The following is a 12393-nucleotide window of genomic DNA, read 5'->3' on the forward strand; positions in this document are numbered from 1 at the left end:
CGAGCCCCACACAACCAATAGACTAAATCACCAATCACCTCAAATCTACTGAAAAACTAAAAGAAAGATGCTCTAGAACAATACTCCCTGTCAGAACACCGAGAATCGTCAACTCGCTGTCTGAGTACTCCTGAGTCAACTGTTCCCCGAGGCGAGCGACAGCTTCAGCAATTTCATCTTCGGTGAGCAGACATCGAATGTTCTTCATGGTTCTCTCTTGAAGACCCCACACTGGAACTGTGGGGTGAGTTCATCTTCGGAAATGAAGTTCGCGTTCCGCCTCACAGAACGCTGCGATTCATCATACGAAAAGTGTTTTTCGCAAACACCGGAACACGAAATCGTTCTACGACATTTCCTTTAACTACATATTCAGATCGAGTGCATTTGCAACTTTGCGGCATTGCTCCATAGCGGCCGCGAAGACTTCTGGTGTCAACGACTGAGCACCATCGCTCGCAGCGTTTTTCGGATCGGGGTGGACTTCGATGATCAAGCCATCCGCTCCGACAGCGACAGCGGCTCGGCACATCGGAGTGACGAGCGAGGCCACTCCGGTTCCATGGCTGGGGTCAATGACGATCGGTAAGTGCGTGCGAGCCTTCAAGTAAGGAACTGAAGCGAGCGGAAGCGTGAACCTTGTATGTGTTTCGAATGTTCGAATTCCTCGTTCGCAAAGTGCCACTTCCTGATTGCCTTGATCAAGAATGTATTCGGCAGCCAGCAGGAACTCATCCATGCTCGCTGAGGCTCCACGCTTGAGCAAGATCGGCTTACGAACTTCACCCACTGCCTGGAGTAAGTGGTAGTTCTGCATGTTGCGCGCCCCAATCTGAAGCACATCGGTGTACGCAGCGACAAGCTCAACATGATGAGGCGTCATGACTTCGGTGACAATTGCGAGTCCGGTTTCTTCACGGGCTGCTGCCAGAAGTTTGAGCCCTTCTTCCTTCATCCCCTGGAACGAGTAAGGACTTGTCCGTGGTTTGAAAGCTCCTCCGCGCAGCCCTTTTGCTCCAGCTGCTTTCACTTGCCGAGCTGTCTCCATGACTTGCTCTTCACTTTCAACTGAGCACGGCCCAGCGATCACCCCGATAGTTCCCCCGCCGATGACGAGATCCCGAACCTTGATGACAGTTGACTCAGGCTTGGTTTCGACACTCGCGATTTTGTACGGCGCGAGAATAGGCATGACTTTTTCGACTTCATCGTAAGATTCGAAAACCGCCTTGTTTCCTTTGCGGTCATCTCCAACTGCTGCAATCACAGTTCGTTCGGTCCCTTCAATCACATGGGCCTTAAGCCCCATCTTTTCAACGCGATCAACCATCCCTTGAACGACTTCTGGTGATGGGTTGGGTTTCATGACAATGATCATTGTTCTACTCCAGGTCTCGCCTTTGCAGCGAAGTTGTTGTGTGTGTCGTTGGAAATTTCAGTTTTCGAGCATCGGCTCAGCTGACTTCAAAGCAAAAATTGTCTTGAAACAAAAAAAGACCCTGAATCCACATGGGGACCAGGGTCTTGATTTGTTTCGTCGTTCTAAACGATCTCCACTACCAACCCCGGGAGCCCCGGTAGCTAAACCAAAACGAATAAAAGAAACTTCCGCCACTGCACGGAATGTCGTGCTGTGGAGCGGTTGTTTTTTCGAATTGATTGCGGTGAGAGATCATTGAATTTGTATCAAAATTCGATTGTGTATCGCGTGATGCTACGCTGAGGCATCGGCGGCGTCAACAGAAATTCTTATCGTGGACTTAAAGTATGCCGATTTCTTTTGTGAGGTCATCCTCTGAATCGCATCGCTGAAAGCACTTGAACTGCGATTTGAGCTGTTAATAAAAAACTGTTGCGACGGGGTGTGAGTCCCGTCGCAACAGAAGCACAATCTTAAAAAAACTTACGCGAAGACGCTTAGTCGATGATAATGTCGCGAGCCGTTCCGCCGCTGGGGATCATCGGCAGCACGTGTTCCTGATATGGACAGACAACATCGAGCACGTACGCTCCGTCGCTTTCGAGCATTTCTTTCAGGGCTGCTGGGAATTCTTTCTTGCTGCGGACCTGTTTTGCTTGCAGTCCGAAGCTTTGCGCCATTTGAACGAAGTTCGGGTAGGTCTCTTCGTAGTGACTTCCCTCTCCTTCACCCAATGCCTCAGGATGATCAACTGGTCCCAGATAGGTGTTTGCTCGTCTTCCATCCATGAACCGATCTTCCCATTGAACCACCATCCCTAAGTGCTGATTGTTCAAGAGCAAGACTTTGACAGGCAATTTTTCACAGTGCAATGTCGCCAGTTCCTGAATGTTCATCAGGATCGAGCCGTCGCCGTCGATATCGACAACGAGTGAATCGGGGTGAGCCGCTTGCACTCCCATAGCTGCAGGCAGTCCAAAACCCATCGTTCCCAGCCCTGAACTGGACAACCAGTGTTTCGGCTTACGGAATTTGTAGAACTGAGCGGCAAACATCTGGTGCTGTCCAACACCGACGCAGATGTAAGGATCCTTTTCAATCGTTTGTCGCCAAAGTTCTTCAATGGCGTATTGAGGCAGAATGAAGTCTCCAGCGTCCGCGTATTTGAGTGGAAACTTCTCTTTCCACTCGTTGACTTGCGTCCACCATTCATCGGTTTCCGGAATGTCTTCATCGGTGAATGACTCATTGAGAGCTTCGAGGAAGACTTTTAAATCAGCAATCACGGGAATGTGAGCTTCTTTATTTTTGTGCATTTCAGATGGATCAACATCCACATGCACAATTTTTCCGTGTTTCGCGAATTCGTCCAGCTTGCCAGTCACACGGTCATCGAACCGCACCCCAAAGGCGAGCAACAGATCCGCTTCATCAACGGCATAGTTCGAGTAAACAGTTCCGTGCATACCGAGCATGTGGAGTGACTGCGGATCGTCTCCAGGAAACGCTCCCAATCCCATGCAAGTCATGGTAACAGGGATGTTTGCGCGTTTTGCGAACTTGGTCAATTCACCTGCTGCATCAGAGGCAATACATCCCCCACCAACATAAAGAATCGGCTTCTTTGATCGGCGAATCGCAGCGATCACCTGATTCACTTGTTCCTGTGCGACTTTTCGTCGTTCTGGATGATATCCAGGCAAGAACATTGGTGGATCGTAATCGATATCCGATTCTGCGACCGCAATTTGAATGTTCTTCGGGAAATCGATCAGAACGGGACCCTGTCGGCCGGTCCGAGCAACAAAATATGCTTCTTTCACAATTCGCGGGATACTTCGCAATGCTTCCTGAACGGATTCTTCATCATCCGGATCGCTGGCAGTGATCATATAATGATGCTTCGTGATCGCGCGGGCGATCTCAACGATCGGCGTCTCCTGAAACGCATCGGTCCCGATCACTTTCTGCGAAACCTGACCAGTGACAGCGATCATCGGAACGCTGTCCATCTTGGCATCTGCCAGCGCGGTGACGAGATTGGTCGCTCCCGGTCCGCTGGTTGCCATACAAACGCCAATTTGATCACTCGTTCGCGAAACACCCTGAGCAGCGAACCCCCCACCCTGTTCGTGACGGGGAAGGATTGTTCGGATGCGGTCGCGGCACTTTCGCAACGCCTGATGGAGAGGCATACTTGCCCCGCCGGGATAGGCGAATACGGACTCGGAGCCCTGGCGAATAAGTGATTCGACAAGAATATCCGCACCGGTCATGGTGATTTGTTCCGTTTTCGATTCAGTCGCGGTCGACACTGTTCTGCCTTTTCTCAAATGCTTAGTCAGACTTAATCCAGACTTAATAGTTTCAAGGACTCGACCCGTTTCGCAATTCACATAACGAGTCAGCGAGCACACAAATTCATTTTGTGACCACAATTTACAACCAGTCCGAAAACATCAAAGAAAGTCGCAGTTCTCAATATTTGAGAACGCTTATTCAGGCTTCAGGCTCAGTTCTAAATTTAAAATCACGGATGTTCGATCCCCTACACTCTGTTCGATCTTCACTCTTAAATGAGGAGGCTCAAACTTTCTGGCAGGAATCTCATATCATCGATTTCCCAAGGACAGAAATCGATGTCTACAGGTTCACTTTTCAGACCTTCCACGATGGAGAGTCAAAGAAGTGCACATATTGTAGCGAACCAAGTATCGTTGGACGACAATAATCGACTGCAGGTTCGCTGATTTCCAGAGGTCTCTTCTCACTTTCGGTGAAATGGGAAAGAAAAATGAACGGAAATAATGTAATGACAGAGATTTAGGGCCCCTGGCAAAACTATTCGAGTCATCGTGGCCCGCTCAATTTTCGTTTGATTCTTCAAGTTATGTTCGAGTGAACATACCCCAAAGGAACTCGTCCCCTTCATTGAGCCCCAGAGACTGTGCTCATTCAAGTGATTCTCTATGAATCAAATGAGTGAATCAACCTGTGAGAAAACTTAGTAAATAGGCATTTCGAAGCGGGTAATCTCATCGCTGATTATGAGCCGACAGTCTCGGACACTGTTCGACAGTCCAAAAGACGCCCAAACTGGCATTATGCCCAAATCTCGAATCGTCCCAAAGTTCGCTCTCATTCATCGTTTTCAGGAAAAAAATGTGAGAAAGCGCCGAGTCCAACCCAACGACCGATCTCGCTCTGTCTCTCTTTCCAAACTTCTTTCGAGGGAAGACTATACAGAACACGAAATGGCATCCTATCCTTGTAACATCAGAGGAGCTTGATCGACTCTCTGAAACCACCTCCCTTATGAAGTCAGTATGTCAACGTCATGAGTTTGACGAGCGCCCCAATCGAGAAATTTCTTTCCGCTCTCAAGGAGAGTGGCCTCGTGGAAGAAGCGACGCTCAATGCGACCTGGAACCAGTTTTCAAGCCAGGCCACTGGAGTCACTGCAGAGGCATTTGCAGATTCGCTCGTGGAAAGCGGAAAGATCACCAGATGGCACGCTTCGAAACTTCTCAAAGGAAAACACAAAGGGTTTTTCCTGGGGAAGTACAAGTTACTCCGTCTCCTCGGTCGGGGCGGCATGAGTTCCGTTTATCTGGCGGAACACATCGTGATGAAGCGGCAAACAGCTGTCAAAGTCCTCCCCTATAAACTTGTTGCGGACACATCTTATCTTCCACGGTTCTATCGAGAAGCGCAAGCTGTCGCGGCTCTCGACCACCCGAATATCGTTCGTGCCTATGATGTTGATCACGTCACCGATGGAAAAATGGAAATCCATTTCCTGGTGATGGAATATGTCAAAGGCCAGAACTTCTACGAACTGATCAAATCGCAAGGACCTCTCGACCCAAGAACAGCTGCCGACTACATCCGACAAGGAGCCTTGGGACTACAGCACGCACACGACGCAGGAATGGTTCACCGGGATGTGAAGCCGGGAAATTTCCTGGTCGATGAAAACGGCATCGTCAAGCTAATGGACCTTGGATTAGCCATGGTCAACGATGATCCGGAAGCCTTCTCCGTGACCGTCGCGAATGAAGAAAAAGTCCTCGGAACTGCGGATTACCTTGCTCCCGAACAGGCTGTAGACAGCCATCTGGTTGATACCCGGGCCGACATCTATGCCTTGGGTTGTACATTTTATTTTCTCCTGGCTGGTCAGCCTCCTTACGATCAGGGAACTCTCGCCCAACGACTGCTCGCTCATCAAACAAAAGATGCACCGCCACTCAGTGAGTATCGAAATGATGTCCCGATGCCTCTCTGTGATTTGATCAACCGAATGATGATCAAGGATCCGGAACAGCGAATCCAAACCGCTGGAGAAGTCGCTGAGGAACTTGAGAGCTGGCTCGCTGAACCAGCCTCCGCAGCAACAACGGAATTCTCACCGTTCGTGATTCAGGATCTTCCCTCAAAACCTGAGCAAGACTCTGAAGACAACGGAGCGATCAGCGACTTCCTCACACATTTGCAAAAGTCTGGCCCTGCTGAATCCCCCACGACTCCGACATCTCAATCGAGTTCCTCGACTTCGAAGTCTGCCAAAAAGAAGGTCGTTGAAGAGCCCAAACCTGTCTCCCCGCATCCTTCAGATTCGGCAACAAGTGTCTTGGCACCTGACCCGTCGTCAATTGTGGCACATCGCTCCAGTAGTCAGGCTCAACGAAAGAAATTGCGAAAGCGAATGGGTGTCAGCCCACTCTTTGTCGGATTAGTGATCACATCCATCCTGGCCGGTATCGGAGTCATCTACCAGCTTTCCCGCTCTCCAGAAGAAGCCGCGCCGGTCCTCTCAGGCAATCCACCAAAATCCGAAACGGTGACCAAGACTCCTCAGAAGGAAATAACAGGGACCGTGATCCACGTTGGCCCCAATGGGGACTTCAATCTGGTCAGCGAAGCAATTCGATACCTGACTATTGATCGCGACAAACCGACTTCGATCCAGGAAATCAGAATTGCTAAAGGGCACATTCTTGACGATGCCATTTTGATCAACAACTCTGGACTTGGCAGCTTCCCAAGTCCTTTCGCCATTACCGGAGAGGGACCTGAGTTTCCGGTTCTCAAGGCAAGTGACGCAGCGAGTCTGGTCCTCAATTCTGTCGAAAACCTTACGATTTCGAATCTGGTGATCGACTGCTCCAACCACCCTGTGGGAGCAAAATTGTCTGGATATTTGAGCGGAACCACCCTCTCAAATATCACGTTCACGAACCTCTCCGATGCTGGCATCCAATCGATCGGGGCCAGAGGGCTTTCAAGCCAACGATTAACAATTCAGGATTGCCGCTTCGAGGGGAGTTCCGACAACGCCGTCGGAATTCGCTTCTCTGATTCGAAAACCATGAATATGAGCCAGGTGAATGTCATCGGTTGTGAATTTTTAGGTCCGATGGCGAAGGGAATTCTCTTTACCAACAATCAGGGAGTCACGACAGAAGTCGACATTGCTCTCTCAATCTTTCACAAAACTCATTCGGGGATCAGCTTTTCCGGAAAAGCACATCAAACAACTCGATTCATGATCGCGAACAATACATTTCATTATGTGATTCGTGGCATCAATTTTGAGTCGGGACCGAATTCCGCCTCCACCGAAAACTCCATCGTCCAAAACCTGTTTGTGAATGTTCAACAGTCTGAGGTTGCCACGAACGTGGAGAACGTCTCTCTCGCAGACTTCTCCGGTTCCGCAATTCCCACCCAAAACAACTGGACGACAGGTCCTTTGCAGAACTCTTCCACTTGGCTGAACATCTTTAAAAAGAACGGGAAAACAGACGCTGAAAATGTGAAGTTCCTCACCACAGACCCGAAATCCCCCGATTTCCTGAAACCGGAAGGAAACGATCTCCGCTTAGCTGCAACATCCGCCATTGGTGGACGCAACTTCATCGGAGCAGTCTCTCCTTAAACAGGTCGCCCTTCAATACTTTAGTGAGCTCTCAATCTCACTTTCTCAACTCACGTTGTAAATTGCGAATGCCGTTACCCAGGTTGACCATCGCTCACGCAGTCGACACCCACCTCTTTGTTGATACGTCCGACGCAGCGTTTCACATTCGATCTCTCATTCACTAATATCGTGGTTCAACGACAGTTGAGATGGTCAAAAACCGATCAAATGAAGACATCCCTACAATGCTTGGGGAGTCAATTCTGTTGTCATCAATCAGTCAATAACTGTTAAAACGAGCGATCGAGATGGGTAAAAATATGATCGTCGCCCAGTCGGGCGGCCCTTCAGCGGTGATCAATAACACCGTTCGTGGAATTGTCGAGACTGCTCGGCAGATGGATGAAATTGACACAGTCTACGCAGGCTGGCACGGCATCGAAGGAGTTCTCAAAGAGGAACTTCTTGATCTGTCGAAGCAGTGCGAGGAAGAAATTTCGCTCCTCAGAACGACCCCTGCTGCCGGATCTTTCGGGACATGTCGATACAAACTCAAACCTGGGCAGGACGAAGATTTTGATCGCGTGATGGAAGTCTTCAAAGCCCACAACATCGGGTATTTCTGCTACGTCGGTGGAAACGATTCGATGCACACCGCATTCACAGTCGCGAATCTCGCTCGCGAACGTGGCCTTGATGTCTGTGGACTGGGTGGTCCGAAAACCATCGATAACGATGTTGGTGACAGTGAATTCAAACTCGTCGACCACACACCCGGATACGGTTCAACCGCTCGCTACTGGGCGCACTACATCCAGCAGGCGAACGAAGAAAACCGTGGTTCCAGCCCGGCAGACCCTGTGCTCGTCTTGCAGGCGATGGGTCGCAAAATTGGGTACATCCCAGCGGCAGCACGTCTGGCTGATCCTAAACGTGAAATGCCTTTACAGATTTACCTCGCTGAAAAAGAAGTCACCATCGACCAGATCCACGAGAACATCAACACGATGCTCAAAGAACGTGGACGTGCGATCGTCGTCGTCAGCGAAGGTCTCTCGATCACCGGACTGGAAATTCCGGAAGAGTTCATTGTCCGCGATTCTTTCGGACATCCCACGTTCTCCTCCAGTAAGATCACTGTCGGTCAAATGCTCACCAACGCTTTGAACGATCGTGGACTCGCAGTCAAAGGGGCCGCCCGCTGTAACGTTCCGGGAACTCACCAGCGTAACGACATGGTTTATGCATCAACCGTCGACCTGGAAGAATCCTACTATGTCGGACAGAAGGCAGCCTTACTGGCCGGCGCTGGCGAACATGGGTACATGTCGACAATCTTGCGAACAGATTGGGACAACTATCAGGTCCGTTACGACAAAGTTCCTCTCAGCGAAGTGGCAGAGAAAGATCGCAAATTCCCAAGCCAGTGGATCAGCGAGTGCGGAACCGACGTCACTGACGACTTCGTGAAATATGCCCGACCTTTGATCGGCGACAACTGGGTCAGCGTTCCCATGATTGATGGCCGCTTGCGACTCGCGCAACTGAACACCAGCAAAGAGATGTTCGCGGACCAAAAACTGAGCTCGTATATTCCACAGGGAGATCGATCCTAGATCGTTTTCTGTGTCAACAATTTCTTTGCCGCACACTCGAAAGTGTGCGGCAAAGTCGTTTCAAGATTCTTTGAATTCAAGGCTTGCTGTCGACCATCTTCCAGAGTAGGATCGAAGTGTTGGATCAACGATCTAACCCCCTCTGCGGTGTTCGATACCGAACAGTATTCCCAGACCCGACTTCCTATCCGCAGGGAACTGCTCAGGAGCGGCTGAATGTAAATCCGGGAGTTGATTTCCTAGTGAAATTAGCTAACCGGCTCACAGGACCCGTTCCAGCGGTGCCCACTTTAAACTGCGGGTCAGGAGAAATCCGTTCGCCGGCACCCGCGGAGGTTTTCTATTGCGACGATTTCGTTGCGCGTCCAAGTTCGCGCAATGATCACAAATGATCACTGCAGCCAACACGCTTGTAGCTGCGAGCCGTTTTCATTACCTCGTCCCGGCACACGCTCAATTCAATCCAATGCTAGTCTTTACTTTCTGCCTCGTCGCGAGCAGCCTGTGAAGTCAAAAAAGTGACCTGCACGGGCACAGCAAGCCTGGAAAGTGTTCTGGTCCACCTTCTCTCTCACAAATTCAAAAGTCTTTCTCTACATGAATTCAGAGGAACCGTTATGATGAGCAGTTCAATGACGGTTCAATCGTAGCAAGAAGATCAGTGCTCCACCGAGCCTGCCTATCGAGATCCCGAAGCCTCCCAAAATCAACTGGAAGAAAGACGTGGAAGAGCGAACATTGCCGCGTAACCCAACGCGAGCTGTCAAAATCGGAACTGTCACCATTGGCGACGGAAACCCGATCGCTGTGCAAAGCATGACGGCAACACACACGAAAAACATCGACGCAACGATCGAGCAAATCAACGCTCTCGTCAATGCCGGAGCCGATGTCGTTCGGGTCGCTGTCGATAGCACCAAAGATGCTGAAGCATTAGCAGAAATCAGTCGGCAAGTGACAGCCAACCTTGCCGTCGATTTACAGGAAAACTATCGGCTCGCTGAGGTCATCGCACCGCATGTCGCCAAGTTGCGATACAACCCCGGACACCTGTATCACCATGAGCGTGAAAAGCCCTGGCAGGAGAAGGTTGAGTACCTGGCTAATGTTGCCATCGAGAACGATTGCGCCATGCGCGTCGGCGTGAACTGCGGTTCTGTCGATCCGGCAATGAAAGAAAAATACGATCTCGAAGATTCAATTTCTCCAATGCTCGAAAGTGCGTTTGCACATTGCGACTTTCTCGACTCTCTCAACTTCACTCGCTATTGCGTCTCTCTCAAGGATTCAGATCCTCAAAAAGTGATCGAAGTCAACACGCGCTTTGCCGAGCAACGTCCTGATATCCCGTTGCATCTGGGAGTGACGGAAGCAGGCATGCCGCCCGATGGAATCATCAAAACGCGAATCGCTTTTGAGCAACTTATCAGCAAAGGTATCGGCGATACAATCCGCGTCTCACTGACACTGCCGAACCCGCGAAAGCCTGAAGAGATCGACGCTGGTCGTCAAATTCTCGAAGATATCGCAGCGGGACGTGTGCGAACTGTTGTCGACTTCGGGACAAAGACGCTGAACATCATCAGCTGCCCAAGTTGTTCTCGAGTCGAAAACGAAGCCTTTATTGACCTGGCTCAACAAGTCAAAGAGATGACGACATACGCTCAGGAATATGACATCACCATCGCTGTCATGGGCTGCCGTGTGAATGGTCCTGGAGAGACAGACGACGCTGACTTGGGTTTGTGGTGCGGTCCGAACCATGTGAACTTGAAGAAAGGTCCCGAAGCGATCGGAGCTTATCCTTACGATGAGATTCTGCCGCGTCTTCGCGAAGAACTGGACATCATCATCGAGCAGAAATCGTCCGCACCAGTCAGTTGACCTGCGGAATCACCCTAAACTTCTCCGGGCACGATCACTCCTCTGCTCACAAATACTCTCAAACCGATATTGACTTCCCATGGCCAATCGCACTTTGATTCGAAATGCAGATGTTGTTCTTCCAACCGGAACCGAGCGAGTCAACGTTCTCATTGAAGATCAGAGAATCATCGGGATCGATCCGCCAGCATCAGTCACAGCTGACGATGTCATTGATGCGACGGGGCTGCATTTGTTGCCGGGGGTCATTGACGATCAGGTCCATTTTCGTGAGCCGGGCCTGGAACACAAAGAGGATCTTCACACTGGAAGCGTCGCCTGTGCAAAAGGTGGAGTGACAACATTCCTCGAAATGCCCAACACGAATCCGACCACAACAACACCCGAAGCCCTCGCAGATAAACTCAATCGGGCAGCAGAAAAATCTGTCGTCAACTATGGTTTCTATGTTGGTGCAACTGGCGAGAACACAGAGTTCCTTAAACAGGCCACGCGCACACCCGGTATCAAAATTTTCATTGGTTCCAGTACTGGACCTCTGCTCGTCGACGAGCAAGAAGCCCTTGAACAAATTTTCGGCGAGACAACACTTCCCATCTGTGCACACTGCGAGGATGAAACAACGGTCCGGGCCAATCGAGAACGTCTCGATGGCGGAAAGACATTCCGCGACCACTCAAAAATCCGGGACCACGAAGCAGCTCTTATCGCCACAAAACGGGCGGTCGATCTTTCAACACGGCACAAACATCCGTTTCATGTCTTACATGTTTCGACCGCTCAAGAAGTCGACTTCCTCGCAAATCGTCCGGAATGGGTCACTGCAGAAGCCTGTCCGCATCACCTGCTTTTCAATCTCGATGACTACGACCGCCTCGGTTCGAAAGTCCTGATGAATCCTTCCATCAAGACGACCGCAGACAACAAGCGTCTTTGGGAAGGTTTGCGAGAAGGGATCATCGAGGTCATCGCGACCGACCATGCTCCGCATACACTTGAAGAAAAAGACCAGCCGTATCCCCAAGCCCCCTCAGGTCTGCCAGCTATTGAAAACTCACTGGCATTAATGCTCGACGCAGCCCATCGTGGTGAATGTACACTCGAGCAAATCGTGGCCTGGATGTCTGCTGCCCCAGCCAAGGTTTGGAACATCGCCAACAAGGGTGCGATCAAAGAAGGATTCGACGCCGACCTTGTGCTGGTTGACTTGCACAAAAAAGAAACGGTTCGCGACGAAGACCAGCTTACGAAAACCGGGTGGAGCCCCTGGAATGGTGTCGAGCTGACCGGTTGGCCGGTGAGGACCTGGGTGATGGGGCAAACCGTTTTTGCGGACGGCAAGGTGGATCGCTCAATTCGCGGGAAGGAAGCGACTTACAACCGATAGAGCATCTTTCGAATTGGTTTGCAGGTTCTGCTTCGTGGCGAACAGCATTTTTCCTAGAGAAATGCGTTCTTCAAGAGCAAACTGCTCTAGCCCGGATTTCTCACAGAAAGAATAAACGAAACGGTCGTTTTTTGCGTAAGTGATTTTGTTCACAACACTTTCG

Annotated in this window: 8 protein-coding genes and 1 other RNA gene; 5 read left to right on the forward strand and 4 right to left on the reverse strand. The window is 50.4% G+C overall.

Annotated elements, in window-relative coordinates; genetic code table 11:
* Positions 1-34: 34 nt before the first annotated feature.
* From ACN0YR_RS24700 to ilvB, 3 genes are all read right to left on the reverse strand, one after another.
* Positions 35-208: a hypothetical protein gene (locus ACN0YR_RS24700; RefSeq protein ID WP_417851884.1), complete on the reverse strand. Its 174-nt coding sequence runs from the start codon at positions 206-208 to the stop codon at positions 35-37.
* Positions 209-364: 156 nt separating this feature from the next.
* Positions 365-1378 (reverse strand): 3-deoxy-7-phosphoheptulonate synthase, encoded by a 1014-nt coding sequence (aroF, locus tag ACN0YR_RS24705; RefSeq protein ID WP_417851885.1) that lies wholly within the window; start codon positions 1376-1378, stop codon positions 365-367.
* 539 nt (positions 1379-1917) lie between these two features.
* A complete protein-coding gene (gene ilvB, locus ACN0YR_RS24710) occupies positions 1918-3696 on the reverse strand; it encodes a biosynthetic-type acetolactate synthase large subunit (RefSeq protein ID WP_417851891.1) in 1779 nt (592 codons plus the stop codon).
* A 1061-nt stretch (positions 3697-4757) separates the two neighbouring features.
* Here ilvB and ACN0YR_RS24715 point away from each other — a divergent pair.
* From ACN0YR_RS24715 to ACN0YR_RS24735, 5 genes are all read left to right on the forward strand, one after another.
* On the forward strand, positions 4758-7361 hold the full coding sequence (locus ACN0YR_RS24715) for a protein kinase domain-containing protein (protein ID WP_417851886.1): 2604 nt from the start codon (positions 4758-4760) through the stop codon (positions 7359-7361).
* Positions 7362-7651: 290 nt separating this feature from the next.
* Positions 7652-8959, forward strand: coding sequence for a diphosphate--fructose-6-phosphate 1-phosphotransferase (locus tag ACN0YR_RS24720; protein WP_417851887.1), 1308 nt, complete (start codon positions 7652-7654; stop codon positions 8957-8959).
* A 136-nt stretch (positions 8960-9095) separates the two neighbouring features.
* Positions 9096-9299, forward strand: a non-coding RNA gene (gene ssrS, locus ACN0YR_RS24725) — 6S RNA.
* Positions 9300-9697: 398 nt separating this feature from the next.
* Positions 9698-10843 carry a (E)-4-hydroxy-3-methylbut-2-enyl-diphosphate synthase gene (ispG, locus tag ACN0YR_RS24730; RefSeq protein WP_417851888.1) on the forward strand — a complete coding sequence of 382 codons (1146 nt, stop codon included), beginning with the start codon at positions 9698-9700 and terminating at the stop codon, positions 10841-10843.
* A gap of 79 nt (positions 10844-10922) precedes the next feature.
* The gene (locus ACN0YR_RS24735; protein WP_417851889.1) at positions 10923-12230 is read left to right on the forward strand and encodes a dihydroorotase; all 1308 of its coding nucleotides are present in this window, start codon (positions 10923-10925) and stop codon (positions 12228-12230) included.
* Here the strand turns inward: ACN0YR_RS24735 and ACN0YR_RS24740 are convergent.
* The coding region (locus ACN0YR_RS24740; protein ID WP_417851890.1) for a hypothetical protein at positions 12195-12393 on the reverse strand (199 nt) is incomplete at its 5' end. The two genes, ACN0YR_RS24735 and ACN0YR_RS24740, sit on opposite strands and share 36 nt — an antisense overlap.

The sequence above is a fragment of the Thalassoglobus sp. genome (genome assembly GCF_048270125.1).
In the GTDB taxonomy this organism is placed as follows: Bacteria; Planctomycetota; Planctomycetia; order Planctomycetales; family Planctomycetaceae; genus Thalassoglobus.

Bases quoted from the DNA above. Each gene is read 5' to 3' on its own strand.
- ilvB (WP_417851891.1), bottom strand. From the start codon at position 3,696: ATGACCGGTGCGGATATTCTTGTCGAATCACTTATTCGCCAGGGCTCC.
- ACN0YR_RS24735 (WP_417851889.1), top strand. From the start codon at position 10,923: ATGGCCAATCGCACTTTGATTCGAAATGCAGATGTTGTTCTTCCAACC.
- ACN0YR_RS24715 (WP_417851886.1), top strand. From the start codon at position 4,758: ATGAGTTTGACGAGCGCCCCAATCGAGAAATTTCTTTCCGCTCTCAAG.
- ACN0YR_RS24720 (WP_417851887.1), top strand. From the start codon at position 7,652: ATGGGTAAAAATATGATCGTCGCCCAGTCGGGCGGCCCTTCAGCGGTG.
- ACN0YR_RS24700 (WP_417851884.1), bottom strand. From the start codon at position 208: ATGAAGAACATTCGATGTCTGCTCACCGAAGATGAAATTGCTGAAGCT.
- aroF (WP_417851885.1), bottom strand. From the start codon at position 1,378: ATGATCATTGTCATGAAACCCAACCCATCACCAGAAGTCGTTCAAGGG.